Annotated in this window: 19 protein-coding genes and 1 tRNA gene; 14 read left to right on the top strand and 6 right to left on the bottom strand. The window is 60.4% G+C overall.

Translation table 11 applies throughout. The features are described 5' to 3' along the window. Positions 1-612: 612 nt before the first annotated feature. From A6D6_RS07075 to A6D6_RS21700, 3 genes are all read left to right on the top strand, one after another. Positions 613-3,114, top strand: coding sequence for an McrB family protein (locus A6D6_RS07075; RefSeq protein ID WP_159660325.1), 2,502 nt, complete (start codon positions 613-615; stop codon positions 3,112-3,114). 12 nt (positions 3,115-3,126) lie between these two features. Next, positions 3,127-5,544, top strand: coding sequence for a DUF2357 domain-containing protein (locus A6D6_RS07070; RefSeq protein ID WP_159660324.1), 2,418 nt, complete (start codon positions 3,127-3,129; stop codon positions 5,542-5,544). 151 nt (positions 5,545-5,695) lie between these two features. Beyond that, positions 5,696-6,256, top strand: coding sequence for a DUF6933 domain-containing protein (locus A6D6_RS21700; protein ID WP_201303717.1), 561 nt, complete (start codon positions 5,696-5,698; stop codon positions 6,254-6,256). A gap of 151 nt (positions 6,257-6,407) precedes the next feature. On the opposite strand, the gene A6D6_RS22040 is transcribed toward A6D6_RS21700, so the two are convergent. Both A6D6_RS22040 and A6D6_RS21850 read right to left on the bottom strand, forming a co-directional pair. After that, positions 6,408-7,169: a TonB-dependent receptor domain-containing protein gene (locus A6D6_RS22040; RefSeq protein ID WP_255461647.1), complete on the bottom strand. Its 762-nt coding sequence runs from the start codon at positions 7,167-7,169 to the stop codon at positions 6,408-6,410. Then, positions 7,159-8,457 carry a TonB-dependent copper receptor gene (locus A6D6_RS21850; RefSeq protein WP_236564018.1) on the bottom strand — a complete coding sequence of 433 codons (1,299 nt, stop codon included), beginning with the start codon at positions 8,455-8,457 and terminating at the stop codon, positions 7,159-7,161. The genes A6D6_RS22040 and A6D6_RS21850 overlap by 11 nt, the downstream gene beginning before the upstream one ends. A gap of 469 nt (positions 8,458-8,926) precedes the next feature. Between A6D6_RS21850 and A6D6_RS07055 the strand changes: the two genes are divergently transcribed. Then, a complete protein-coding gene (locus tag A6D6_RS07055; RefSeq protein ID WP_159660323.1) occupies positions 8,927-10,324 on the top strand; it encodes an 8-oxoguanine deaminase in 1,398 nt (465 codons plus the stop codon). A gap of 299 nt (positions 10,325-10,623) precedes the next feature. Here the strand turns inward: A6D6_RS07055 and A6D6_RS07050 are convergent, their stop codons facing one another. After that, complete coding sequence (locus A6D6_RS07050) at positions 10,624-10,860, bottom strand: DUF5062 family protein (protein ID WP_133492031.1); 237 nt, start codon at positions 10,858-10,860, stop codon at positions 10,624-10,626. Between the two features lie 204 nt (positions 10,861-11,064). On the opposite strand from A6D6_RS07050, the gene A6D6_RS07045 reads away from it, so the two are divergent. From A6D6_RS07045 to A6D6_RS07010, 8 genes are all read left to right on the top strand, one after another. Next, a complete protein-coding gene (locus tag A6D6_RS07045) occupies positions 11,065-11,544 on the top strand; it encodes a CinA family protein (protein WP_159660322.1) in 480 nt (159 codons plus the stop codon). 195 nt (positions 11,545-11,739) lie between these two features. After that, a complete protein-coding gene (gene recA / locus A6D6_RS07040) occupies positions 11,740-12,777 on the top strand; it encodes a recombinase RecA (protein WP_133492033.1) in 1,038 nt (345 codons plus the stop codon). Then, entirely contained in the window at positions 12,746-13,246 is a 501-nt protein-coding gene (locus A6D6_RS07035; RefSeq protein WP_159660321.1) for a regulatory protein RecX, read from the top strand. The genes recA and A6D6_RS07035 overlap by 32 nt, the downstream gene beginning before the upstream one ends. A gap of 332 nt (positions 13,247-13,578) precedes the next feature. After that, positions 13,579-14,352 carry a sulfite exporter TauE/SafE family protein gene (locus A6D6_RS07030; protein WP_236564017.1) on the top strand — a complete coding sequence of 258 codons (774 nt, stop codon included), beginning with the start codon at positions 13,579-13,581 and terminating at the stop codon, positions 14,350-14,352. Positions 14,353-14,424: 72 nt separating this feature from the next. Next, positions 14,425-17,022 carry an alanine--tRNA ligase gene (gene alaS, locus A6D6_RS07025; RefSeq protein WP_159660320.1) on the top strand — a complete coding sequence of 866 codons (2,598 nt, stop codon included), beginning with the start codon at positions 14,425-14,427 and terminating at the stop codon, positions 17,020-17,022. A 118-nt stretch (positions 17,023-17,140) separates the two neighbouring features. After that, a complete protein-coding gene (locus A6D6_RS07020) occupies positions 17,141-18,367 on the top strand; it encodes an aspartate kinase (protein ID WP_159660319.1) in 1,227 nt (408 codons plus the stop codon). 158 nt (positions 18,368-18,525) lie between these two features. After that, positions 18,526-18,714, top strand: coding sequence for a carbon storage regulator CsrA (csrA, locus tag A6D6_RS07015; RefSeq protein ID WP_022995680.1), 189 nt, complete (start codon positions 18,526-18,528; stop codon positions 18,712-18,714). A gap of 87 nt (positions 18,715-18,801) precedes the next feature. Continuing rightward, positions 18,802-18,891 (top strand) — tRNA-Ser (locus A6D6_RS07010). Between the two features lie 572 nt (positions 18,892-19,463). Here the strand turns inward: A6D6_RS07010 and A6D6_RS07005 are convergent. Genes A6D6_RS07005 through A6D6_RS06995 form a run of 3 tightly spaced genes read right to left on the bottom strand, consistent with a single transcriptional unit; the run spans position 19,464 to position 21,367 of the window. Further along, the gene (locus tag A6D6_RS07005; protein WP_159660318.1) at positions 19,464-20,033 is read right to left on the bottom strand and encodes a hypothetical protein; all 570 of its coding nucleotides are present in this window, start codon (positions 20,031-20,033) and stop codon (positions 19,464-19,466) included. 26 nt (positions 20,034-20,059) lie between these two features. Continuing rightward, a complete protein-coding gene (locus tag A6D6_RS07000) occupies positions 20,060-20,467 on the bottom strand; it encodes an SMI1/KNR4 family protein (RefSeq protein ID WP_159660317.1) in 408 nt (135 codons plus the stop codon). A gap of 12 nt (positions 20,468-20,479) precedes the next feature. After that, positions 20,480-21,367 (bottom strand): helix-turn-helix transcriptional regulator, encoded by an 888-nt coding sequence (locus tag A6D6_RS06995; RefSeq protein WP_159660316.1) that lies wholly within the window; start codon positions 21,365-21,367, stop codon positions 20,480-20,482. A gap of 448 nt (positions 21,368-21,815) precedes the next feature. On the opposite strand from A6D6_RS06995, the gene A6D6_RS06990 reads away from it, so the two are divergent. Both A6D6_RS06990 and A6D6_RS06985 read left to right on the top strand, forming a co-directional pair. Further along, a complete protein-coding gene (locus A6D6_RS06990; RefSeq protein WP_159660315.1) occupies positions 21,816-23,042 on the top strand; it encodes a hypothetical protein in 1,227 nt (408 codons plus the stop codon). A gap of 117 nt (positions 23,043-23,159) precedes the next feature. Beyond that, positions 23,160-26,144 (top strand): parallel beta-helix domain-containing protein, encoded by a 2,985-nt coding sequence (locus tag A6D6_RS06985; RefSeq protein ID WP_159660314.1) that lies wholly within the window; start codon positions 23,160-23,162, stop codon positions 26,142-26,144. Positions 26,145-26,477 lie beyond the last annotated feature (333 nt).

The raw sequence follows: 26,477 nt of genomic DNA, 5'->3' as shown, positions 1-26,477 counted from the left end.
GAGTGGGGAGGCTGGCCGCGGCCTGCTAGGCATGGTCTCCCGCTACACATAGTCCTCAGCAATCCGGCAATGGCTTCAACCCGAAGCCGCTGTGGGAGCCCAGCTTGCTGGCGAATGGCTTCTGCACATTGGGGGCGGGTCCTAATGACCGCTGACGGGACTACCCCCCCCCTGCCTCACCACCTCTCACACACAACCACACGAACATGCGAGTGCGAGGGGAAGTCTCCTGCATTTGGCGCGGCACTCCACTTGCTCCAAAAGTGAGTTCCCTAAAGCATTACACTGCGAAACACGAACAAAGTATGGCCGTAACGGCTGGCTCGTCTATATGCATATGATAAAGTCCTCGTTCGTGCAATCAAAAGCTTGGTGCCGGAGAGGTACGATCAGGCAACTGGGGACGGCATGGCAAGAAGGTACAGAAACATGGGCTGCCAGCACCACAACCTGAAAACCCGGAAGCGCCTAAATGAGCTGGTACCGGCGGTGATCGAAATCATGATAGACAAGTTCCGTTGTACTTTGGGGGCATCGTATGAAGTGGGTCGTAGTGGCAAACACTAAAGCCTGACATTTTAATGTACGTATAGCGCTTGAGGGGGAAGACACGTGAACATAGAACAATTGCTACAAACTCTGAGTCGTGAAAATGTATTGCGTACGATCGACGCAGAGGGGACAACCATACCTGCGGGAGCCCGGTTTACTTGCTTGTACCAAGGCCGGCGTTTTGATCCTAAAGCGTTGCTGGCAAAGGTCCTGTGCGCGATGAAGGAAGAAACCATGCCTGAGCAGTCATGGAGAAATGTCCCTTATGCCCCTTTTGTAAGAGCTCTTCAGAATCTCGAGTTCACAGTGGTGACGTTGCCGGTAGATATGGGGGATGAATCTCAAGCTGTTATGGTATATGAGGTGAAGAGTTCACCAACAGTGCAGGGGAACTTCCGGCGATTGCTGTCAGGTAATCAGAATCAATTTTATTGGAACCAGAAAAAGTTCGCCAAGCTTACAAATGGGGCCCCGGTTTTCATTGTTAATAGTAGCCTTGGTGAAGTACTGTTTGGCTATCTGAATTCCTCTCGCATCAAAGCCGAATACAATGCGGCTAGGAGTACTAGCCATTTTAAGCACCAAGGAGAAACTTATGAAGTCAGTGGGCAATGGGAGGAATTCGTTTGCATTGACGTTCGGCGTATTCAGAATGTTCGTCCCGGTTGGCGCTGGAAAACCTTAGGTAGTGGCGAGCACACTTATCTGTCAGGTAAAGGTGTGAGCAATGTGTCCGCCCGCAATAACCTGGAACGAGTAAATCTGCTTTTAGACGTCTTTCCCAGTGACGATAGCGAAATTGTGCAACTTCTGAATACGTGCTACGGGGTATTGAAAAAGAGGTTGCCCGACAAGGACGGTGTAGGTGGCGCTCTGGTCGAGCCGAAGGTTTGGTATGTGGTGCAGAAAGAATCTATTAATCCCGAGCACGAACAGCAATTCCTCTGGGCGCCGAAAGAAAAGGCTAGCGGCCGCACCCCTAACCATTGGAAAGCAGTTGGTGAGGTCCGCTCCGGGGATATTATTGTCCGCCACTCAGAAGGTGCAGTGAGGGCCTTGTACAGTGCCTCTTCCTCTGCCCACATTGGTCCCCAGCCGCACCCATCGGATACGAGTCAGCAAGAGAACGGATACTGTGTGGATGTGAAGCTGGTACTGATGTTGGATCAGCCAGTCACCGTTGAACAGATACGTTCTTTACACCCCCTTTTTCAGCCAGCATTGGCTAATGTGCGCGGTCCCTATAATCAAGAAGGGGCCGCCAATCCAGGTTATCTGTTTGAATATACATGGGAGGCTTTGGCGATCCTTCTGTCAGACAGAAAGATCCGCTTGCCGAAAGTTATTCGTCGCTGGTTGCCCGAGATCAAAGCCGTACCGATGGAGTCCAGTACTGCCGAAACAGCCGCATCCCGTTCGTTGCCTCAACGCAGCACCCAACAGTTTGCCAGGGAGTGGCTGCCAAAAGTGCAAGCATCCATGGCAGAGCAGGGCTTTCACTATTCGCTGGCCGAGGTGACTAACTTTTACCTGTCGCTGCGTACCAAGCAACTGGTGCTGCTGGCTGGCATTTCGGGTACTGGAAAGACTCAGTTGGTACGCCAGTTTGCCAAAGCCATTGGTTATGGGGATGCGGATCATTGTGAATTAATCGCGGTGCGTCCGGATTGGGCCGATAGTTCCGATCTGATCGGCTACGAAAACATTCAAGGGCAGTTCGTTAGCCAGCCCTTTTTGAATGTGCTGAAACGGGCCATGGCCCATCCAGATGATGTATATTTTGTAATCCTGGATGAGATGAACCTTGCTCGGGTGGAGCACTATTTCGCGGAATTTCTCAGCTTTATCGAAACACGTTACCGTGATGACGATGACATGGTGGTGACTGCGCCATGGATTAACCGCGCGGATGTAAACGGTGGCCAGCCGGTGCTGATTCCACAGAATGTGATGGTGGTGGGTACGGTGAATATGGATGAGACCACCCACCCCTTTAGCCGAAAAGTGCTGGACAGGGCCAATGCCATTGAAATGAACGACATTGATTTGTCGTGGGCGGCAGCCACTGGTCCGGCTCAGAGTTTGTCTGGCATTTACGCCGATGCTTTGGCTGCCCCCTTTTTGAATGCCAAAGATCTCAGTGATGAGCAGAAGGCGGCCTTGAGAGAGCCTCTGAAGCTATTGGTTTCCATCAATGAAATTCTGGAGCCAGCGGGTTTGCAGTTTGGCTACCGGGTTCGTGACGAAGTGGCGTTTTATCTGACGCTGCATCGGGGCGAGCAGTTGGACACCTTGCAAGGCTTTTCGTCGGATGCCGCCATGGATTTCCAACTTATGCAGAAAGTTTTGCCACGGATTCAGGGCAGCTCAATGGCGGTACTAAAGGCACTGATCAAGCTGCTGAGTTTGCTGTCGAAAACGCCGCTGTCCGAAGAGGCGGAATTCAGTGAGATAGCCAAGGCCGTTTCCCTCGAGAAAACCAACTTCCCTCGCAGTGTGAAGAAATTGCTGTTTATGTTGAAGCGTTATAGCGATGACGGATTTACCTCCTTTTGGTTGTAGAGGTTATTATTAATGAGCGTGCTCTGCTTCGACCATGCTGATGGCGGCCTTTGCCAGCTCACTGTAAGTACAGTGCCGCTGGCTCGTGCCATAGAAGCACAGCTGGAAACAGTCGATAGCGTCTGGTTTGAAGAGGGGGATATGCAGCTCAATCGGGAGGCCTCCGAACTTGAGACGCCTGTCGATCGTCCAATGTTCTTTGAGTGGCAGCGATTGGAGTGGTTGTTTGAGCCGGGTAGTGATTGCGCCTTTACACCTCCTTTGCGGTTGTTGGTGAACGGTAATGTTCAGAAAGGTATAAAAAGCCGTATTTTGGCCGGAAAGGTACGGCTGACTGGTTCCATGAGCCTGGAAAACAGCGTAGGCCTGACTCGGTTTATTATTGAGGATGCGCAGAGGAAAGTGCTTTTCTCTTTAGGTGTGGAGGTTTTTCCCCAAAAGTTGGATTACAAAGATGATTTTCCTGCCATGTTGGCCGAGATCACCGAAGTATTGTATGCCTTGGTTTTTGACAGCTTTACCAAAACTTATGCTCCGACTCGTCCAAGAGCGACCGGTCGTCAGTTGCTTTCTGAGTGGCTTAATCTATTCCGTGTGCTGGTCGAAAGTTTAGAGCAAAGCCTGGATACTCTGCTTCGGGTGCCGAAGTCAGATCTGCGCAGAGAGCAGCAGGTAAAGCCTATTCATCGAGTAAAACGGTCGACGCCCATGGCCATTAAAGCCGCGTTACGTCGGCCGGATCGTTATTGTCGAGGAGATGGCCTGACTGTAGTGCCGGGGTTGGCCTTATCTCATTTGCAGGAGCAGCGCAAGTCAGTTAGCTACAACACGATGGAAAACCGCTTTGTTGTATGGGCATTGAAGGACGTTCTCCGACAGATCGGACGTACCAAGCGTTCCCTGGCCCGACAAAAAGGCATACAGCCTGCTCGTCTTGCGACTGAAATTGAGGAGTTACAACGTTGGGAACGCCGATTTCAGCGCCGGTTGTCAGGGCCAGTGCTGCGAGAAGTGAGTGCCTTCCAAAACCAAGTGTTTTCCTCTACCACCCTGACCATGGCGGCGGGCTATAAGGAGTTCTATCACCGTTTTTTGTTACTAAAAAGAGGGTTGGAACTGGCGTGGCATGAATTCTTCAAGATGGATTTCAAGGATATTGCCACGCTCTATGAATATTGGTGCTTCCTGAAAACCGTCAAGTTACTCAGGGAGAATCCCAGGTACGACCTGGTTGGTAATGATATTGTCAAAATAAGCCATAACCGATTGGTAGTGAATCTGAAGAAAGGAAGACGCTCCGCGGTGCGCTTCGTGCAGCGTGTATCTGGCGATAACGTTGTATTGTATTTTAATCGCCGGTTTGATAGTGCCACCTACACGCATACATTCGAGCAAGTCCCCGATCAGTTTATTGAGTTCTCTCGCCGCGGCTTTGGTCGTTACAAGGATAACAAGCCATTTAAGGTCGTGATGGATGCCAAATACCGATTTGACCGCGAATCGGAAGGGTACCCCAGCGCGACCGTGCCCTGCGGCCCTCCCTTGGATAGCATCGCCCAGCTTCACCGATATCGGGACGCGATTTTATGGCAACAAGGAACGGAGGACTCCGTACGATTGGCCAATAAAAGTATTGGCGGGGTGATCCTGTTTCCTTTTCCTGGCGATGAACAGGATTTTAAGATGCATCCATTTTATCGCAGTATCGAGGCGGTCAATATTGGCGCCATTCCGCTGCAGCCGGGGAAACACCGGCAGAACGCCCTGTTTATGGAATATCTGGAACAGCTGTTAGAGCTGCCTGGTGAAGTGATAACCGAAGCGCGGGTGCACTATGATAATCGTGACTACCGGCGCCTGAAGCAGGCGAGCAAAGAGCTGGTACTAGTAGGCCTGGTGCCCAAGGTTAATCGAGAGAAGCGGCTCGATTATCATTTTGGACAGCGTATTTTTTATACCCGGCTTCCCGGAAATGGCCGCTTTCCATTAGAGAAGGTGCGTGTCGTCGCCATGTACGATCAGTTCTATAAAGCCATTATCGGTTGGGGAGTGGTGGAGTCCGTTGAAGTAGTGCTGGGCAAGGAGCTTAAGGATACAGGTATTACCTGGGCGCCCACACAACCAGACGAACTCCATATTGTTTACCGGTTGGAGGAAATTCACCGAGTGAATCTGCCCGCTGGTGAGCAGATGCAAGGCAATCGTACAGGGCGCTACTTCATTAGCCGTTTAGGTCTGGAGTTGGCCCTGGAAGAACGGCAGCCGGATTTGCAGTTTGTAAACCAGTGGGACCAGTTTATTGAATGGAAAACGCTGAAGACTCGACACTCCCGGGTTGATGTAAAGCGTGTTCATCAGGATATCGATGTGGATGGCAGAGATGTGAGTAGAATAACGTTCGTTCCGGGAAAAAAATGGCAGTCTGAGTGAAGCCTTGAAATCACACAAAGGCTAAAGGTTCTACCAGTTGCTGGATATTGCCAGTAAAGGCGCGTTGAAGTTCATTGTCCGCTTCCACAACGAAATGCACACTTGCCAGGGAGTTGTCAATTTACCATAGAAAGCCATTAGGGTAACACCATTGATCCACCTCCACTGCACCAAAAAACTCATCGCCAAGCTACCGTTGGACCAGAACGGCGTGCTGAAGGATCCGCAGCGTGACCAGTCTGTCCTGCACGAGGTCACTGAAGCTAATCCGCTGGATCATTGGCATGCGAACCTGATTCTTTTGCAGAGGCATCAGTGCCTGCTGTTCGTGCACGACGCGACCCGTTTCCCTTTGTTTATCCCGGCGGTGAAGAAGGCGGATTTGGCTGGGTTGGATGGGCTGTTCGCCGATACCTTTATCAGTGTGCTGGGCAAGGCGGGGGCGACGGAGGGGCAGTTGGATCGGGCGGTGCATTTGCTGGGACCTTTGGTGTGTGACAGCGAATCGGATCGCTCTGTGGAGGGTTCTTCCACAGAGTTTGGGAAGTTGATTCGGTTTGGGTTGTTGGACGGTGGGGGTTCGGTGGTGGATCTGGCGCCTTACAGTACTTCCGTTTGGTTGGCGGATAGGCCCATGGGGATCAAGGGGCGGGGGTATGTGTGGCCGATCAAGGAGATGTTGGGGTTGTTGGGGATAAGTAAATCGGCTTGAGGGGGCGTATTCGCTAGCAAGCTAGCTTCCCACAGCGGCTTGTCGTCCTTTGTGGGAAGCCGGCTTGCCGGCGAATGGAAACATTAAAGAATTCGCTTGCAAGCGGAGCGCCGCCCGGCAAGCTTCCCACACCCTCCCTAAAACGGAAAGGTCAGAACCGCCAATCCACTTTGCCCCAGAACGTCCGGCCCGCTTCGTTGATGCGTGTGTCCGCGGGGAAGCCGAAGCCGGCGTTGCCGGCGAGGTTGAGGTGTTCGGCGTAGGCTTTGTCGAACAGGTTGTCGACGCCGGCGCTGACGGTGAATTGGTGGTTGACGCGGTAGGCGGTGTTGAGGGAGAAGACGCCGAAGCCGTTGCTGTCGCCGAGGTCGCGGCCGACCACGTTACCTTTGTTGTTGGTGGTGCGGTGCTGGGCGGCGACCAGCCGCCAGAGGGCGCCGGCGCTCCAGTTGCCTTGTTCGTAGGTGGTGGTGAAGCGGGCTTCCAGCGGCGGCATTTGCGGCAGCGGTTCGCTGTCGTCGCGGTTGCGGCCCCAGGCGTAGGCGAGGGTGGCGTCGCCGCTGAGGTTGTCGGTGAAGCGGTAGCGGGCGCCGATTTCGGCACCGGCGATGTGGGCGTCGATGTTATCGGCGTCGGTGCTGTAGCCCATCATGCCGCTTTGGTAGGTGAACAGGATGTAGTCGTTGATCTGGCCGACGTAGGCGGAGGTCCAGGCTTCCAGGTTGCCGTTGCGGTATTGGCTGCCGATGTCGAGCTGGGTGGTTTTTTCCGGTTCGATGGCGTCGAAGGCGTTGAGCGATCCGGCCGGGCCGCTACCGGGGGAGAACAGTTCCCAGTAGTCGGGGAAGCGCTGCACGTGGCCGATGCCCACGTAGTAGTTGGTGTTCTGGCTGAGGTCCGCTTCATAGCGCAGGAAGCCGCTGGGCAGGGTGTCGCCGCGGGTGTCGCCGGCGGTGGCGCTGTCGGCGGCGTCGCGGGCGGTCCAGGCGGGCGCCGGCGACGATGCGGCCGTTGTCGCTGACGGCACGGGTGACTTCGGTGAAGGCGCCGTACTGGTGGAAGTCCGCGTCTTTGTCCCAGGCTTCGCCTCGGTAGGCGTCCACGCCCATGGCGCTGCGTTGCCGGTGTTCGCTGGATTGGGCGTCGACGCCGGCGAGCGCTTCCCAGTTCTGGCCGCGCCACGTGACCTTGAAGCGGCCGCCGAGGGTGCGGCGGTCCACGTTGGCGGCCATGGGATTGGCCATCATGCCGGTGCCGGACGGGGTGCGCAGGCTGTAGTTGTCCATCAGGTGGTCGGCGTAGTTGTAATAGACGCGGCCGTCGATCTGGTCGAGCACGGCACCCAGGTTCCGGAATTCAAAGCGCATCCCCAGGCTTTCCCGTTTGAACTGGCTGCCGTCCATGCCACGGCCGGCGTAGCGGGCTTCGCCGTCGCCTTTGCCGGCGCTCAGTTCGATGACGCTGTCGGCGTTGGGCGTCCAGCCGAGCACCACGTCGCTGTTCCATTTCTTCCAACGTGAGGGCACGCGGTCGCCGTTGCCGTCCTTGTAGTCGTCGGCGCGGGCGTTGTTGCCGGAGAGCCGCAGGTAGCCCAGCGGGTTGCCGAGGGTGGCGTCGATGCGCTGGTCGTTGCGGCCGTGGGAGCCCAGCAGCCATTGGGCGTCCACCAGAGCGTCCGCTTCGCTGAAGTATTGCGGGTCACGCTCGAACAGCACCGTGCCGGCGGAGGCGCCGGGGCCCCACTGCACGCTTTGCGGGCCTTTGATCACGGTGAGTTTGTCGTAGTTTTCCGGCGCGATGTAGGAGCTGGGGGCGTCCATGCGGTTGGGGCAGGCGCCGATCATTTCGCCGCCGTCCACCAGCAGGTTCAGGCGTGAGCCGAACTGGCCGCGCAGTACCGGGTCGCCATTGCTGCCGCCGGAGCGGATGGCGGAGAAACCCGGGATGGTCTTGAGATAGTCGGTGGCGTCGCTGGCCGGCACGGGTTGGCGCGGCTGTTTCGGGTTGGCCTCGATCACCGGTCCTGCGCTGGGGGCCACGCCGGTGACCACCACCGGGGCCAGCAGGGGCGGGGTTTGCTCGTCGTCGGCCAGCGCCGGAGCGGAGAAAGGAAGCAGCCCTCCGAGCAGGGCCGGGCCCCAAAGGCTCCGTCGTTGAATCAGGCGCAATGCAGGAGAAGAAAAGTGAGAAGGTGTATTCATGATCCCATCCAAGAAGTCAGTACCCGGGCACTCCGTCGGCCACCAAACACGGTGACAAAGTCGGCGCAGAGCCTAGCATCGAGGGGGATGGGACTCACTGCGGTGTTTTGCCGCGCTGTTGAACTGGCGCTGTTTTTGCATCGTTTCTTGTCGCGGTCTATTCGCCAGCAAGCTGGCTTCCCAGAGCGGCTAAAGAATGAGGGTTTTCAGTTTTTCGCTGTCTACTGTCAATTATCAGGTCTACAGCGGCTTTGTGCCCCTGTGGGAAGCTAGCTTGCTAGCGAATGGCGAAGGACTCAGGTATCAGGAGGGCAGGGTATGAGGAAAAACCTCGTGGTCGGCGTGCGCCGGCAGCGCGCCTTGCCGTTCCGGCCGTTCTGGCAACGCACCGCTTTCTCTCACCAGTTGTTCTGATCCGCTCCGAAATCGCGCTTTTGTTGTTTCCTTTTCCGCGTTTTCGGAGTGACCAATGACGACCTTATTGATCGACCGTATCGACTACCTGGCAACCTTCGATGATCAGCACCACGAGTGGCGCGATGCCGCCATGCTGATCCGTGACAACCGGATTCTGTGGGCCGGGCCGCGCACGGAGAAACCAGACCTTCCGATGGACGAGACCCTGGACCTGAGCGGCCATGTGGTGATGCCAGGGATGGTGAACACGCATCATCACATGTACCAGAACTTCACCCGGGTGATGGCCCAGGACGACGCGCTGTTCCCCTGGCTCAATACGCTTTACCCGATCTGGGCACGGCTGGACGACGAGGCGATCTATCTCAGCAGCAAGGTGGCCATGGCGGAGCTGTTGCTCTCAGGCTGCACCACCGCCGCCGACCATCTTTATATGTTGCCCAATGGGGCCCGCCTGGACAGTCAGATCCAGGCGGCGGGGGAGATGGGCATCCGTTTTCACGCCGCCCGCGGCGCCATGTCCCGGGGGCAAAGTCAGGGTGGTTTGCCGCCGGACAATTGTGTGGAGAAGGAAGAGGACATTCTGCGGGACGCGGAACGTTTGATCGATCGCTACCATGATGCCGGCCGTCATTCGATGCTGCGTCTGGTGCTGGCGCCGTGCTCGCCGTTCTCGGTGACGCCGGAACTGATGCGCGATGCGGCCCGGCTGGCCCGGCGCCATGAGGGCGTGCGTCTGCATTGCCACCTGGCCGAGGAACTGGATGAGGAGGACTACTGCCTGGGCCAGTACGGCATGCGTTCGGTGGCGTTCGCGGAGTCGGTGGAATGGCTCGGTAAGGATGTGTGGTTCGCCCACGGGATCTTCCTCGACGACGAGGAAATCGCGCTGCTGGCCCGCACCGGCACGGGGATCACCCACTGCCCCAACGCCAACATGCGTTGCGGGCAGGGCATTGCCAAGGTGCGCCAGCTATTGGACGCCGGGGTGCCGGTGGGGCTGGGGGTGGACGGTTCCGCCTCCAACGATTCCAGCAATCTGTTCCTGGAGGCGCGCATGGCGATGATGCTGCAGCGGGTGGCGCCGGCCCGTTACCGTTCGGAAGCGCCGGGCGGGCGCGGCGGTTTCGGCGGCGACCCTGGCGCGCTATCGGCGCGGGAGGCGCTGGCCCTGGCCACCCGTGGCGGCGCCCGCTTGCTGGGCCGGGATGACATCGGTCATCTGGCACCGGGGATGAGCGCGGACTGGGTGGCGGTGGATATGAACCACCTGTCCTTCGCCGGCGCGCAGCGGGATCCGCTGGCGGCGCTGGTGATGTGCGGGCCCTTCCTGGCCAGCCAGGTCATGGTCAATGGCCGGATGCGGGTTCGCGACGGGCAACTGCTCGACACGGAACCGGCGGCGCTGATGCGGGAACACGCCCGGGCCATGACGCGTCTGTATCAGTGACGTCCCTGTATCGGTGGAGAGGGCGGCGGGGCGAGGGCCTGTTCATACTATTTTCATCGCGCCTGCTGGATGCCCTTTTTGCCTCCAGCAAGGCGGGGGGCGCGCGGTTTGGTCATTCCAAATGAGCAACCGACAACGGCGCGGGAGGCAAAAAGGGCTCCAGCCCTTCGGGTTGCGGTTAAAACGTCACCACTGTGCGTTACTCGTCGTTCATTTGGAGTCACCAAACTTCTCTCCTCGTGCCTGCATTGGTGACGTTTTAGCCGCAACAGGCGCAATGAAAATAGTGTGAACAGGCCCTAGGGTTGTTTCGACGCCCAGATCGCCAGCTTATGCTGGATCGACTGCTGGGACACCTGATCCTCGGGCAGTGGCTGGATGACCTTGTCATGAACCAGCAGGCGATAGATGTACTCCAGCTTCAGTGCCGCCGAATCGGTGGGCTCGAACTCGACCACGCCCCGCTTCTCGCCGTACGCCATGCCGAGTGTGATGGCTTTCTTGACCCATTCCTTCTCATTCTTGAGCTTTTTCATGATGACTCCGAAGGCCAGGGGCTACTTACGGCCCAGAGTAACAAAGCCGATGGAAGGATGCCCTTTGTTTCCCTGCGGCTTCGGGGCAGGGGCGCTGGTCCGTGAACCTGTGGCCGGTTTGCTGGATCACTGGTGGGCAGCGTTGGCAAAGTCCGCCATCATGGAGGGCGATTTTTTGATCTTCTCTGAACATCAGGAGTCAACATGACCATTCCCGAGCAGGTCGAAGCGCTGGCGGATATCCTGCGTGAACGGGGCCTGCGCGTCGCCACCGCTGAATCCTGCACTGGCGGCGGCATCGCCCGCGAAATGACGGAAATGGCCGGATCCTCGGATTGGTTCGAGTGCGGCTTCGTCACCTACTCCAACGAGGCCAAGCAGAGCATGCTGGGTGTCTCGGAAGCGATTCTGGCCAGTGCCGGCGCGGTCAGTGAACAGACCGTCCTGGCCATGGCCCGGGGCGCGTTGGGGCGTTCCCGGGCGGATCTGGCGGTGGCGGTGAGCGGTGTGGCGGGGCCCGGCGGCGGCAGCGCCGATAAGCCGGTGGGCACGGTGTGGATCGCCTGGGCGCAGCAGCCGGACTGGGCCCGCGCCGAGCGCTTCCTCTTCGATGGTGATCGTGGGCAGGTCCGGCATGCTACCATCGCCGCCGCCCTGGAAGGGCTGCTGGCCCGCCTCGGATAAGGGGGGGTTGCAGTGGCGCGGGACAGTGTTCATAATGCTGTCCTTATAGACAGTGCTGATCAAAGGGTCAGGCCGAAGGATGCTCGTCGGCCCACGATCAGCGGGCTCTCGCCAGGGCACAGGCCGGTCAGCGGCGAGCCACGGCATCATCAGGGAATAAACGGAATCAAGGGATAAACGGATAGGGGTCATTCAATGAGCGATAAAGGTAAAGCACTTTCCGCGGCGCTGTCGCAGATCGAGCGGCAGTTCGGCAAAGGTTCCGTGATGCGCATGGGCGATCGTAAGCGCGAGCGCATGCCAGCCATCTCCACCGGGTCCCTGGGCCTGGATATCGCCCTGGGCATCGGTGGTCTGCCCAAGGGCCGGATCGTGGAAATCTACGGTCCGGAGTCTTCCGGTAAAACCACGCTGACCCTGAGCGTCATTGCCCAGGCGCAGAAAAAAGGCGCCACCTGCGCTTTCGTTGACGCCGAGCACGCGCTCGACCCGGACTACGCCGAGAAACTGGGCGTCAACGTGGACGACCTGATCGTGTCCCAGCCGGACACCGGTGAGCAGGCGCTGGAAATCACCGACATGCTGGTGCGCTCCGGCGCGGTGGACGTGGTGATCGTCGATTCCGTGGCGGCGCTGGTGCCGAAGGCGGAAATCGAAGGCGAAATGGGCGACGCCCACGTGGGCCTGCAGGCCCGCCTGATGAGCCAGGCGCTGCGCAAGATCACCGGTAACGTGAAAAACGCCAACACCCTGGTGGTGTTCATCAACCAGATCCGCATGAAGATCGGTGTGATGTTCGGCAACCCGGAAACCACCACCGGCGGTAACGCGCTCAAGTTCTACTCCTCCGTGCGTCTGGACATCCGCCGTATCGGCGCGGTGAAGCAGGGCGACGAAGTGACCGGTAACGAAACCCGGGTCAAGGTAGTGAAGAACAAGGTATCGCCGCCGTTCCGGCAAGCGGAGTTCCAGATTCTCTATGGCCAGGGCATCAACCAGCTCGGCGAGGTGTTGGATCTGGGCGTGCAGCAGGGGCTGGTGGACAAATCCGGCGCCTGGTACGCCTACCAGGGCAACAAGATCGGCCAGGGCAAGCAGAACGCCTGTGATTATCTGGCGGAGCACCCGGAAGTGGCGGGTGCCATCGAGAAGGAAATCCGGGCACGCCTGCTGGGTACACCGGCGGAAGAGAGCGCTGAAAATGCGGCCCAGCCCGAGTCCACGGAAGAGTAAAGGCGGCGACCCGACCCCCGCCGATGCCGCCCAGGGGCGCCAGCATGCGGTCAGCTTGCTGGCGCGCCGGGATCACTCCCGCCACGAACTGCGTGCCAAACTGACACGCAAGTTCGGCGCGGCGTCCTGGCTGGACGAAGTGCTGGCGTGGTGTGAAGAACAAGGCTTCCTGGATGACCGGCGTTTCGCCGGTTTTTTTGTCCGTTCAAGAATCGAACGGGGACAGGGGCCGCTGCGCATTCGCGCCGAGCTGCAACAGAAAGGAGTGGGGGAGGCACTGGTTACCGAGGCGCTGGGTGAAGCCGAGTGCGACTGGTTCGCCCTTGCCAGCGAAGTCCTGGGCCGGCGCTTCCGGCACCCGCCGGCGGACCAGAAGGAAAAAGCCAAACAGCTGCGTTTTCTGCAGGGCCGTGGCTTCGATGCCGAGCAAAGCTTCCACGCCCTGGATCAGCAGCGCGAACAGGATTGAGCCAAAGTGCCACCTTGAAGACCTGAATTCAGCGGTCGCTACAACGCCGCTGCGGGAGCTTCGATGGTGCCCTGCAAGCGAATGTCCCTATGTCGTGGCTCCCACGGTTTCTGCTACGAAGCCGCTGTGGGAGGCCAGCTTGCTGGCGAATATCGCTAAATGCCCGAGCGAACCCCATTCGCTTGCAAGCAAGCGTCCCACAGCGGCTTCGTAGTTCCCTTCTCTCTCTGTGGGAAGCGAGCTTGCTCGCGAATAGCCTGTTGCGTGCAAGCGCCCCGCTCCGTCAGCAGGCATAATACCCGCTCCTGTTCTCTGCCCTGGACGTCCGCCCCATGGAATATCTTGGCGACCCCTGGCTGGTGGCGGCCCTGCTTGGCTCGGGAGTGATCGCCGGCTTTATCAATACCCTGGCCGGCGGTGGCGGCCTGTTGATTCTGCCGCTGCTGATGCTCAGCGGCATGGGCCCGGCGCTGGCCAATGGCACCATGCGGGTGGCGGTACTGATTCAGTGCGTGGAAGGTGTGCGCCAGTTCCACCGGCACGGCTCGGTGCCGTTCAAGGTCCTGCCCGGCATCCTCATTCCCACCCTGAGCGGTGCTTTGATCGGCGCGGTGGCCGCCTCTTTCCTGCCCACGACCATTCTCAAACCGGTGTTGCTGACCACCCTGGTGGTAATGGCGGTGATCATGGTGGTGCGCCCCTCCACGTTGATGCCGGAGGAGGACGAAACGCCCAAGGCGTTGGCCAGTACCCCCGCCGCCTGGCTGGGCCTGTTCCTGACCGGCGCTTACGGCGGGTTTGCCCAGGCCGGCGTCGGCTTCCTGGCCATTGCCGTGCTGGCCGGCCAGTTACGCTATGATCTGCGCCGCACCAACGCGCTGAAACTGGCGATGACCGCCAGCTTCACCATCCTCGCTCTGCTGGTGTTCGTCTGGCGCGGCCAGGTGGCCTGGCTGCCGGGGCTGGTGGTGGGGTTGTCTGGCGGTGGGCTTCGCCCACCGGGTCTCCGGCGGCTGGCTCAAGGGGCTGCTGTTGATCATGGTGCTGGTGACCTGCTCCGCCGCTTTCCTCAAGGGTTGATCGGCCACGCCTATCGGCGTTCGTGACCCATCGCAACCGGTCGATGACGACGCTATACTTGCCGGTCACCCCCAATCCAGCAATGACGTGTTCCTTATATGAAGAGCGCTGAGATTCGCCAGGCCTTTCTTGATTACTTCGCCAGCCAGGGCCATACGGTCGTGCCGTCCTCCTCCTTGGTGCCGGAGAACGATCCCACCCTGCTGTTCACCAACGCCGGGATGAACCAGTTCAAGGACGTGTTCCTGGGCCGTGAAAAGCGGGATTACACCCGTGCCACCAGCTCGCAACGCTGCGTGCGTGCCGGCGGCAAGCACAACGACCTGGAAAACGTGGGCTACACCGCCCGTCACCACACCTTCTTCGAGATGCTGGGGAATTTCAGCTTCGGCGACTACTTCAAGCGCGAGGCGATCCGCTTTGCCTGGGAATTCCTCACCGGCACCCTGGGGCTGCCGGAAGAGCGCCTGTGGGTGACGGTGCATGTCTCCGACGACGAAGCCGCCGACATCTGGCTCAAGGAAATGGGGGTCAGCGCCGAGCGCTTCTCCCGCCTGGACGAGGACAATTTCTGGCAGATGGGGGACACCGGTCCCTGCGGTCCCTGCTCGGAAATCTTCTACGATCACGGCGAGGACGTTCCCGGTGGTCCGCCGGGCTCCGAGAACGATGACCTGGATCGCTACATCGAGATCTGGAATCTGGTGTTCATGCAATACGATCGCCAGCCGGACGGTGAGCTCCAGCCGCTGCCCAAACCCAGCGTGGATACCGGCATGGGGCTGGAGCGTATCGCCGCGGTGATGCAGGGCGTCCACTCCAACTATGAAATCGATCTGTTCCAGGCCCTGCTGAAAGCCGCCGCCGAAGCCACCGGTTGCCAGAATCTGGAAGAGAAGTCTCTGCGGGTGATCGCCGACCACATCCGCTCCGCCAGCTTCCTGATCTGCGATGGTGTGATTCCCTCCAACGAGGGGCGCGGTTATGTGCTGCGCCGCATCATCCGCCGGGCGCTGCGCCATGGCCACAAACTGGGGCAGGACAAGCCGTTCTTCTCCACTCTGGTGGCGGCGCTGGTGGCACAGATGGGCCAGGCTTACCCGGAGCTGGTGCGCGAGCAGGCGCGCATCGAGAAAACGCTGCTGGGTGAGGAAGAGCAGTTCGCCCGCACGCTCAACGCCGGTATGAAGGTGCTGGAAAATGCCATCGCCGGCCTGCAAGGCAGCGAACTGCCCGGCGATGTGGTGTTCGCGCTGTACGACACCCATGGTTTCCCGCCGGACCTGACCGCCGACGTGGCCCGCGAGCGCGGCCTGACCGTGGATATGGCCGGCTTCGAAAAGGAAATGGAAGCGCAACGGGCCCTGGCCCGGGGCACCGGCGCCTTCGCCAACGATTACAGCGACCGCCTCACCATCGAGTCGGTGACCGCTTTCTCCGGTTACGAGAAGCTGGCGGATCAGGACGAGATCGTCAGTCTCTACAAGGACGGCAACGCCGTGGACAGTCTCAATGCCGGCGACGAAGGCATGGTGGTACTGGCGCGCACGCCGTTTTACGCCGAGTCCGGCGGTCAGGTGGGCGACACCGGTCTGCTGGTCAAGGGCGACAACCGCTTCGCCGTGGCGGATACCAAAAAGCGCCAGTCCGCCCATGTGCATCTGGGCACGCTGGAAGCCGGCATCCTGAAGGTGGGCGACAAGGTCGATGCCTATGTGGACGTGGAACGCCGCAACAACATCATGCGCAACCACTCCGCCACCCACTTGATGCACGCCGCGCTGCGTCAGGTGCTGGGCGGGCATGTGCGGCAGAAAGGCTCGCTGGTGGCGCCGGATTACCTGCGCTTCGATTTTTCCCACGGCGAGGCGCTGAGCGCGGAGCAGCGCGAGCGGATCGAAACCATCGTCAACCGTCAGATCCTGGCGAACACGGCGGTATCCACGGAGTTGATGGACATCGACGCCGCCCGTGAGGCCGGTGCCATGGCCCTGTTCGGCGAGAAGTACGACAGCCAGGTGCGAGTGCTGACCATGGGCAGCGACGGCTTCTCCAAGGAACTCTGTGGCGGTACCCATGTCGGCCGTACCGGTGACATCGGCCTGTTCAAGATCACCCTGGAAACCTCCGCCGCCGCCGGCGTGCGCCGTATCGAGGCGGTCACCGGGGAAGGGGCTCTGGCGCTGGTGCGTCAGCACGAAGCGGCGCTGGCGGAGATTGCCGGCACTCTCAAGAGCAGCCCGGAACTGGCCGCCGAGCGGGTGGGGGCCCAGGCTCGCCGTGTGCGCGAGCTGGAGAAGGAAGTGGAACGCCTGAAGCAGAAACTGGCTTCTGGTGCCGGCGGTGATCTGACCGCCGACGCCCGCGAGGTGGCCGGGGTGAAAGTGCTGGCCACCCAGGTGGACGGCGCCGACGCCAAGACCCTGCGGGTGACCATGGACAAGGTGAAGGACAAGCTCGGCTCGGCGGTGATCCTGCTGGCGGCGGTGGAAGGCGACAAAGTGGCGCTGGTGGCTGGCGTCACCAAGGACCTCACCGACCGCTTCAAGGCCGGTGATCTGATGCGCCAGGTGGCCGGTCAACTGGACGGCCGCGGTGGCGGCCGGCCGGACATGGCCCAGGGCGGTGGCAACGACGTGGCGGCGCTGCCGAAAGCGCTGGCCGGCGTTTACGACTGGGTGGCGGAGCAGGCCTGAGCCCGCCGCGTTTCAGCGGGGAAAGCCGGCCTCACATGCCTCTCACATGCCTCTCACATGATAACCGGGCGCTGAAATGTTACCCTTACGCGCCCTTTTTTGCGGAACAACGTCATATATGGCCCTAATTGTTCAGAAATACGGCGGCACCTCCGTGGGGTCCGTCGAACGCATCCAGGCCGTCGCCGAACGGGTGGCGCGCTTTCACCAGCAGGGCGATCAGGTGGTGGTGGTGGTTTCCGCCATGAGCGGCGAAACCAATCGTTTGATCGAGCTGGCCAATGGGATCAGCGGCACTCCGTCCCCCCGGGAAATGGATGTGCTGGTGTCCACCGGCGAGCAGGTCACCATCGCGCTGTTGTCCATGGCCCTGCACGGCCGTGGCATTGATGCCCGCTCCTATACCGGCTGGCAGGTGCCGATCCGCACCGATCACAGCCATTCCAAGGCGCGTATCGAGGACATCGACGACAAGAAGATGAGCGCCGACCTGAAAGCCGGCCGCGTGGTCGTGGTGGCCGGGTTCCAGGGGATCAACGATGACGGCCACATCACCACCCTCGGCCGGGGTGGTTCCGACACCACGGCGGTGGCCCTGGCGGCTGCCCTGAAGGCCGATGAGTGTCAGATCTATACCGACGTGGACGGGGTCTACACCACGGACCCCCGGGTGGTGGACAGTGCCCGCCGCCTGGACAAGATCACCTTCGAGGAAATGCTGGAAATGGCCAGCCTCGGCTCCAAGGTGCTGCAGATCCGTTCGGTGGAGTTCGCCGGCAAATACAATGTGCCGCTGCGTGTACTGTCCAGTTTTCAGGAGGGTCCGGGCACCCTCATTACCGTCGACGACGAGGTGGATATGGAAAAGCCGGTAATTTCTGGCATTGCTTTTACCCGTGATGAAGCCAAGATCACCGTGCGCGGTGCCCCCGACACCCCGGGTATCGCCGCCAAGATCCTCGGTCCGGTAAGCGACGCCAATATCGAAGTGGACATGATCGTGCAGAACGTGGGGGCCGACGGCGCCACCGACTTCACCTTCACCGTGCACCGCAACGACTTCAACAAGGCCAAGGACGCGCTGCGGAAATCGGCGTCGGAGCTGGGCAACCCGGAAATCATCGGCGACGACAAGATCGCCAAGATCTCCCTGGTGGGCGTGGGCATGCGCTCCCACGCCGGCGTGGCCAGCAAGATGTTTGAAACCCTGGCCCAGGAAGGGGTTAATATCACCATGATCTCCACCTCGGAAATCAAGATCTCCGTGGTGGTGGCCGAAAAGTACCTGGAGCTGGCGGTACGCGCACTGCACCAGGCCTTCGAGCTGGATCAGCCCGCCGCCTGACGAGACATTCTTATTGGCATGCGGCATACTACCCGCCTCGCACACGGGGCGGGTACCGGCTTCCCGATAGTGGAACGCTCAAGGACGACGGGTGGCTCGTATCCAGTGTGCAAAACCGCGCTCACTGAACAATATATGGATTCGAGGAGGGAACTCCCATGCTTATTCTGACCCGCCGCGTCGGCGAGACGCTCATGGTCGGCGACGATGTCACCGTCACCGTTCTGGGTGTAAAAGGTAACCAGGTACGTATTGGTGTTAACGCGCCCAAAGAGGTGGCGGTGCACCGTGAGGAAATTTATCAGCGTATCCAGCACGAAAAAGGCTCTGACGGCGAGTCTGCTTGATTTTTGAGCTGTATTTTCTGTGCAAACTGGTATGATGCGCGGCGATGTCACGGATCGCCGTGAGAACAAAGCGATTGTCCGTGTTCCGGAGAGGTGGGTGAGTGGCTGAAACCAGTTCCCTGCTAAGGAACCATACGGGTTACCGTATCGCGGGTTCGAATCCCGCCCTCTCCGCCATACGGGGCGCTTTTGTTTGTATGGGTGATGGGTAGCGGAAAGAGCCCGCCGGTTCGACCAGCCGCGCCTGCGCGGCGCGGGACGTCGCGAAGCGGCGCCCCGAAGGGGTTCGCCTGCTCGCAGGCGAATCTCTCGGCATTGGACTCCCGCGCCCACGCTCTTTTCTCCATGCGTCCGCTCCGCCAATTTCCCACAAGGGCGCTACGAAGCCACTGTGGGAAGCTTGCTTGCAAGCGAATTGCCAACGGCAGGGAGAAATTCGCTGCCGAGGCAGCTCCCACAGCGGTTTCGTAGCGCCCCGCTCCGCGGGGCGTTTTTGTTTGTATCGGTGACGGGCAGCGGAAAGAACCCGCCCTCTCGGCACTCGACTCCCGCGCACACGCTCTTTTCTATGTGTCCGCTTCGCCAATGGCAGGAAAGCAGTTCGCTGCCAAGGCAGCTTCTCACAAGGGCGCTACGAAGCCGCTGTGGGAAGCTTGCTTGCAAGCGAACCGCCAACGGCAGGGAAAAATTCTCTAGCCCCCATAGCGGTTTCGTCGTTCGGACTGTGGGAGGCTCTTCATGCTCGGTGTTCAGACCGGATAGTCGAGCAGGCATCCGGTCCCGTGGCCTTCCAGAACGGAAGGGTCGAAGCAGACGATGTGATTGCCACGGCGCCAACCACAGGGGTAAAAGCCCGCATGGTAGACCTGGAACAGCGCTTCAAGCACCGGTTCGCCGTCCGGGCCCAGGCAATACCGTGCCGCCGACACCTGTTTGAGTTGTTCCACGGCGTCATAGAGCAGGGTGTTGACGAAGTTGTCGAACCCGGTCTGGGTTTTCCTGAGACGGCGTTTGACCAGCGCCATTCGAATCGGCTCCCACTGTTCCCAGAATGGGGCAATGGCGTTCTCAATATCCATGCTGATGGTGGCGTAGGCATCGGTGCAATAGAAAGGGGAAACCGCGTTGGCCTGTACGTCCTGCCAGATACGGTACTCCCGTGGTAACTCTTGCGAGTTTTCCAGCAGCATGGCCCGGTCCAGGTCGGTGAGGACCTCGGTGCCGTTGGGCAGGGCTTCCGGGTGGGCGGCGGAAAACAACCGCTCCGAGAAGAGGAGCCGGACCGGCTCCAATACCCAGGACAAGTCATGATCAGACAAGGGGGTCTCCCAAATCACGGTAGTGGTTAATCCTGGCGCTCATCCAGCGTCCGTCCCTGGAACCGGATCAGCAACTGCGCCAGTGAGTCCGCACAGACTCTCATCTCCGAGGCCATCATCACACCCATGTCCACTTCGAACACGGCGGGCTCCCGGTTGCGCAGCAGCAGCGCCACGCCGCCGCTGTCGTCTCCGATCATCAGGTATCCCGGCAGGTACTCCGGCACCTCATAGTCGCGATTGCGTTCCGCGATGCTGTCCGCGCCCAGCAGCACCAGGTTGCCTTCGGTATAAAGGCCATCGCTGAGCCGGAGAAAGGCCGCATAGTCCGGATGCAGCGACCGGCCCAGTCCGGCCTCGGCCCGGGAGAGGGCTTCCGGGGAGGCCGGTGGTTCCAGCCGGTAGTGTGGTTCCAGGTCGATTCTGTGCAGCATGGTCGATACCGTTCAATTGTCGCCGATCAGCCAGGGCCGGCATTCGTCCCGATTCAGAAGTACGATGTGTTGGGTCTCCGGTGGACCGGGACGTGTTTGCTCCAATCCCAGCCACTGTAGCAGGTAGCCGACCAGCGCCGCCCGGGTGGGCAGGGCCAGTTCACCATTCTCCATGCCGTAATCGGTGGCGATCAGAGCCTGTTGTGCCCGATCGAGACGAGGGGCCGGTGCCAGCCGCACGGTGATGACGGTCTGCCAGGCGTGGTCCTGCCGTGCGTCCCGGTCGGCCGGGGTGAGCAGACGGGCGCTGTCGCCGATGCGGCTCAATACGAAATCGCGATACTCCCGGTTTTTCTCACACCAGCCGCGAACGTGCCAGCGATAGCCGGAGAACACCACGGTATGGGGGTGGATTACCCGGGTCTCCGGCTGGGGGTGAGCCAGCGAGGCGTACTCGATTTCCAGCCGCAGCCGCTCCCGGCAGGCCTGGATCAGTGGCCGCAGCACCGCCGGGCGGAGCCCCCGGTTCGGCACCGGCAGCATCTCGATATTCAGTTCCCTGACGGTCAATTGCTCGAAGGAGCAGGCCAGGTCCTCGCGGGTCCGGACCATTTGCAGGTACTCGTCGGCGGCTCCCAGGGTAAAGCGAGGGGTGAATCCGGGGCCCGGGCGGTAGCCTTTGAGAGAGCGGTCGTAGACCAGATTGCCCGGTGCATACTGCGTCAGATACTGGTTGATGTCCTTGCTGGCCTGCTGGCGGCCGATGCCGAAGGCACGCCTCAGGTGATTGGTGGTGAGGCGGCCCTCCCAGAGTGCGATGATCTCGATCAAACGGTAACGCAGCAGCAAATCCCAACGTAACGGCCAGTCGCCGGCGCTCTTGCGGGGGGAAGGGGGCATTTCCCTTGGGCTCCAAAAAACGACGTGTTCATGTAGTCAGTGTTGGTATGACCACACTGAATACATATTATGGTCTCCTTGCCCGGCAAGGCGCTGGAACAGGTCACGAATCCAGCTATCGTGATCCGGTTCACCGCGCTTTCGGGCCAGGAAGAAGAATCGAGACCCTGAGTAGGCTCTGAGATCAAATAAAGAAAGGAATGTCCGCGCCGCCTTTGGGATGCGTCGCCGGGGTAACTGTCCGTTGGGGAAGGATAGAGGGTGAGCGAGATGGGGATCTTCGCTTTGGGGGCATCGAGACCATCGATGACCGGTCATCGGGGGGAATCTTCGTGCCATCCACCGGCGGTGGAAGGCCCGTCAGTGCAGAGGTGCATTCGGGTGGGCATGACCTTTCGTGGTTGTGGTGTGGCCGTGGCCATGCCCGTCGTCGCCCAGAGGTAATGCCATGGCCCAGCGTTTGCGCCACATCCTTGTCCTGGAACCTGGTTTCGGGCCGCCGTCCCCCTATGCCTGGAGTGGACTGCCGGAATCGCCGGAGACCACGGAACGGGTTGCCCATCGTCTCGGCCTGCACGGCGAAGGCGGTTTGCTGGTGCCCGACCGGGGCTATGGCCATCGGCTCAAGGCGGTGCTGAACCGGCGTTCCCTGGTGCGGCGCGGACTGCGCCACGGTGAGCTGGAGATCCTGTCGCGGGTGGCGGCGCTGTTAGTCAACGAACACACTGGCAATATCCAGGTGCTGGACCGCGAGCAACGCCCTCTCGATCCGCAGGCGTTGATGTTGCTGCTGCGAGTGGATCCGGATGGGGTGCGTCAGTCGGTGGATGAGCAAATCCAGCAGCACCAGCATCGTCTGGAAGGGCTGGTGACCTTGCACCATCGCACCCCGGTTCCCGGTGAGCAGCCGTTGCTTGCGCCGATGGCGCCGGAGGAGCCGGAGCCGGCCACGTTGCCGTTCCGGGCCGGTCTCTGGGACCGGTTCCTGGCGGTCTGTTCGGCGCGCCGCCGGGCTGGTCTGGCGAGCCGGCGGCGGCAGTGGCAGGAACAGCAACGTCAGGTACGGCTGGCCTGGTTGCAGCGTCTGCATCGCCATGCCGGCCAGTTCGAGCGGCTCAGGCGGCTGTATCAGGCGGCCCGGCAGGGGCAGCGTCAGGCCCTGGAAGGCGTGCTTGCCCATCGGTTGTCCATGGTGCCCTGGCCGCGGGTGACGCGGGTGGCCTTCCAGCTCAGTGACGATCTGCGCTGCCTGACCCTGGAAGTGGATGTGCCGGATCCGGGACTGTTTCCCTATACCAAATTGCGTCCGCACCCGCAGGGGGCGGGGGTACTGGTGACCTGGCTTTCCGACGGCGCCCGGCGGCGTCTGCACCGTGAACATGCCCATGCCACCGGGGTGCGTTTGATCGGTGAAGCACTGGCGGTGATTCCGCAGGTGCATTGGCTGGCGCTCTCCGCCCACGGGCGGGGCCGAGCCGGTGATCCGGCGCGCGGGCACTATCTCTATAGCGTGCGGGTACCGCGTGCGGGTTGGTGCGGGTTGTTGTTCGACGAATTTTCCAGCTATCCGCCGGAGCGCGTCCTGTCCGGTTTCGAGTACCGGCAAACCCTGGATGGCCAGGGCAACTGGCGGCCGGTTCCTCCCTTTTCCGCCGAACCTCCCGGCGCGGTTTAACCCTCGTTGACAAGATCACTACATTCCTGGGCCGGCTGGCGTAGTACAACCGTACCAGATACCCACATAAACATAATGGGTATGGATCCAGAACAACAATAGTCAGGGGATCGGCTTATGCGCGGGCGAGGAATCGGTTGGCTGTCATTGTGTGTGCTGTTGGGAGTGCTGGCGGGCTGCGGTGGTTCGGGCGGCTCGGGCTCTGGTGGCGATAGCCCGGGTGGCGGTGACCCTGGTGGAGAGTATCCCGGCGGTGAAGTGCCGGATCCGGAAGGCAAGGGCCGGGTGTTCACGGTTGCGCCGGGCGAGGACGCCACCCGGAGCATGGTGGATGCCATGATCCAGTTGAAGCCGAAGGACGTGCTGCAGTTCGAATGTGGTTTCTTCGAGCTGGATCAGGGACTGCTGATCCAGGCCACGGAAGACGTCACCATCCAGGGCTGCGGCAAGGATAAAACCGTGCTGTCATTCCGCGACAGCGTCAACGTCACCGGCCTGGAAGCACTCAATGTGCATGGCATCACGGTGAAGGACCTGACCATTCTCGATTCCCCCGGTGACGCCTTCAAACTCAAGGGCGTGAAATGGGGCACCCTGAGCGAGGTGCGGGCGATCTGGTCCGGCGGTGGCGAACCCATCACCGCCGCCAATTACAGTGGACGCCTGCAGGTGGCTTGTACCGCGCCGCCGCTCAACGAGGGCGATCCGGCGCCGGATTACGTGCCCAGTTCCAGCAGCGGCCGCTATGGCATCTATCCGGTGGAATCGGAATACATTCTGGTGGAGGACTCGGAATCCATTGGTGCTTCCGATGCCGGTATTTACGTGGGGCAGACCGATACCACCATTATTCGCGACAGCCGCGCCGCCTATAACGTCATGGGGTTCGAGATCGAGAACGTGCGCGGCGGTGAATACGACAATAACATCGCCGAGTGCAATACTGGTGGCTTCCTGATCTATGATCTGGAGAACATCACCCGCTACGGCGACACCTCGGTGATGGTCAATAATCTGGCCCGCAACAATAACACCTATAACTTCGCCCACAGTGGTCTGGTGTCCATGGTGCCGCGCGGGGTCGGTTTCATCACTCTGGGTTACGACAATATCGAGGTTTACGACAACGTCTTCGAGGATCACAGCACCGCCGCCATCCTCTATATCAGCTATGAACTGATCGACGGTCCAGGGCAAACCGCCGACAAGAAACTGGATCCCTATACCGAAGGGCTGCACATCCACGACAATGTTATCCGCAACTCCGGTTATAGCCTGCCGCCGCCGGATCTGGAGGCGGCCGCGAACGGTGATATCCAGACTCTGTTGCCGATGATGATCGGTCTGAAAAATCTGCCGACCATCAATGATCCTTCCGAACTGCTCGGCAGTCTGGGGAATCTGTTTAATCTTGGCCGTGGCGCGCACATCATTTGGGATGGTCTGCTCGATGACCTGGACACGGACTGTCCCTATCCGGTGGACGCCAACGGTGACCCGGTGCCCGCCGATGCAAACGGCAAGCCGATCCACACCAACCAGCATCCCAATCCGTCCTGCCATTACAACGCCTATAAGTTCGACGATCAGGGACAGCGGAAACGGCCACAATGGGGCTCGTGCATTCATGACAACGAATTCGATGAAGACAGCGTGCCGTACCTGAATTTCCACGGTACCGACGGGCTCGAAGTGGTGATGGCTCTGGCCGGGCAGGACCTGTCTCTCCTTGATCCCGCTGAGCTGCTGGAGGTCATCCAGGGCCTGTTGAATCTGCCCAGCGATCGCAAGCTGGAAGATCACGACTGCCAGGCCCGTTTCGGCAAGCTGCTGGCGCCGCTGCCGAGGGTGACGATTCCGCCGTTCGAACCCAGCGGCGAGCACGATCCGGCGGTGTCCGAGGAATACGTGAAATTCCTGTGCGAAGCGGAAACCGCCCAGAACGCCATCAATCGTCCGGCTCTGGCGGTGGACTGTCCGCGCCTGGATCAGTACAACCTGTTCGCCGATCCGGAAAATCCGCGTAGCCTGCCCCATGAAGGGGGCGTGCCCTTTGTCCTTAACACCAAGCTGTTTTCCGACTACGCCACCAAGTACCGGGTGGCGTTTATTCCGCCCGGAGAGCAGGCGGTGTATCAGGACGGTCAGGGTGGTGCCAATCCCAACGGCGCTATCGAGTTCCCGCTGGGGACAGTGCTGGCGAAAACCTTCGCCTTCACCGACGAGGAGCAGGGCACCGAACAACTGGTGGAAACCCGCCTGCTGATCAAACGGGAAAACAGCAGCGGCAATGCCTACTGGGCCGGCTTGCCGTACATTTGGGATGACGATGGCGTGGCCCGGCTGGCCATGGGCGGTGGGGCCCGGGCGGTAAGCTGGCATTACCGTGACGTGGACAGCGGGGCGGTGATCAGCGGCGACACCGAACGCTACAACATCCCCAATGCCAACCAGTGCATCACCTGCCACGGCAATGACGATCAGGCCACCGGCAGCCCGCCCATCGGGCCCAAGCCGCGCAATCTGAATCTGGCCTACCGGCCGGAAAGTACCTTCATGGGGGAGCAGGGACAAGGCGGTTTCCCGCGTGTGAATCAACTGCAGTACTGGGTGGCGCAAGGGCTGCTGGCCGGTGCGCCGCAATTGCAGATTGACAGCCGCGGCGTGGCCACCAACGTGCCCCGTTTGCCCCATTGGAACGTGGCCGGAGATGGCGGCGAAGCGGCCCATTCCCCGGCGGATATCGAGCAGAGACTGCGGGCCTATATGGAAGTCAATTGCCAGCACTGCCACAACGACAAGGGGGCCGCGTCGAACACTGGTTACTATCTGGATCATTTCCGCGATGTCGATGCCGGCTACGGTATTTGCAAGAAACCCACCGCTACCGGCGGCGGCTCCTGCGGCCGGCAACATGTCGTGGTGCCCGGTAACAGCGAGGCCTCCATCGTCACCTGCCGGATGGAAGCGAAACACGACCCGCAACGGATGATGCCTCCGATCGCGCGCAGCGTGGCCGATGACGAAGCGGTGGCCTTGCTGCGGCAGTGGATTGATACCGTGGTGGATGACAGTTATACCAACGCGGGGGCCTGTCAGTAGAGCATCCCTGTTCGCCAGGGAAGGAGAACCGGCGGGCAGCGTTCCAGGGCACCGGAGAAGCACGGTCCTGGAACGCTGCCCGCCGGCTCTCCACGAGTTCTGAAAGCGCCGCTTTCCAATCGAACTAGAGACATAAATTCGAAGGCAGCTACAACGCCGCTGTGGGAAGCTTGCTTGCAAGCGAATCTTGGGGTCCGGAAGCCCATTCGCTTGCAAGCAAGCTTCCCACGGTCGCTTCGTAGCCCCTTCTGTGCCAGCGGTCGACGGTATTGGAGCCCAGGCCCTGCTTGAACCGGGAGTCTTGGGACGTATTCACGGCGTTCCCGGAAGGCC

The sequence above is a fragment of the Alcanivorax xiamenensis genome (assembly GCF_009846745.1).
Classification (GTDB): domain Bacteria; phylum Pseudomonadota; class Gammaproteobacteria; order Pseudomonadales; family Alcanivoracaceae; genus Alloalcanivorax; species Alloalcanivorax xiamenensis.
This window is presented reverse-complemented; position numbering and strand designations above follow the sequence as displayed.

Excerpts from the sequence above, each read along its gene's own strand:
- csrA (WP_022995680.1), top strand. The coding sequence starts at position 18,526 with ATGCTTATTCTGACCCGCCGCGTCGGCGAGACGCTCATGGTCGGCGAC.
- A6D6_RS07055 (WP_159660323.1), top strand. The coding sequence starts at position 8,927 with ATGACGACCTTATTGATCGACCGTATCGACTACCTGGCAACCTTCGAT.
- alaS (WP_159660320.1), top strand. The coding sequence starts at position 14,425 with ATGAAGAGCGCTGAGATTCGCCAGGCCTTTCTTGATTACTTCGCCAGC.
- A6D6_RS07030 (WP_236564017.1), top strand. The coding sequence starts at position 13,579 with ATGGAATATCTTGGCGACCCCTGGCTGGTGGCGGCCCTGCTTGGCTCG.
- A6D6_RS06990 (WP_159660315.1), top strand. The coding sequence starts at position 21,816 with ATGGCCCAGCGTTTGCGCCACATCCTTGTCCTGGAACCTGGTTTCGGG.
- A6D6_RS07000 (WP_159660317.1), bottom strand. The coding sequence starts at position 20,467 with ATGCTGCACAGAATCGACCTGGAACCACACTACCGGCTGGAACCACCG.
- A6D6_RS06995 (WP_159660316.1), bottom strand. The coding sequence starts at position 21,367 with ATGCCCCCTTCCCCCCGCAAGAGCGCCGGCGACTGGCCGTTACGTTGG.
- A6D6_RS06985 (WP_159660314.1), top strand. The coding sequence starts at position 23,160 with ATGCGCGGGCGAGGAATCGGTTGGCTGTCATTGTGTGTGCTGTTGGGA.
- A6D6_RS07045 (WP_159660322.1), top strand. The coding sequence starts at position 11,065 with ATGACCATTCCCGAGCAGGTCGAAGCGCTGGCGGATATCCTGCGTGAA.
- A6D6_RS07050 (WP_133492031.1), bottom strand. The coding sequence starts at position 10,860 with ATGAAAAAGCTCAAGAATGAGAAGGAATGGGTCAAGAAAGCCATCACA.
- A6D6_RS07070 (WP_159660324.1), top strand. The coding sequence starts at position 3,127 with ATGAGCGTGCTCTGCTTCGACCATGCTGATGGCGGCCTTTGCCAGCTC.
- A6D6_RS07035 (WP_159660321.1), top strand. The coding sequence starts at position 12,746 with ATGCGGCCCAGCCCGAGTCCACGGAAGAGTAAAGGCGGCGACCCGACC.
- recA (WP_133492033.1), top strand. The coding sequence starts at position 11,740 with ATGAGCGATAAAGGTAAAGCACTTTCCGCGGCGCTGTCGCAGATCGAG.
- A6D6_RS07020 (WP_159660319.1), top strand. The coding sequence starts at position 17,141 with ATGGCCCTAATTGTTCAGAAATACGGCGGCACCTCCGTGGGGTCCGTC.
- A6D6_RS21850 (WP_236564018.1), bottom strand. The coding sequence starts at position 8,457 with ATGAATACACCTTCTCACTTTTCTTCTCCTGCATTGCGCCTGATTCAA.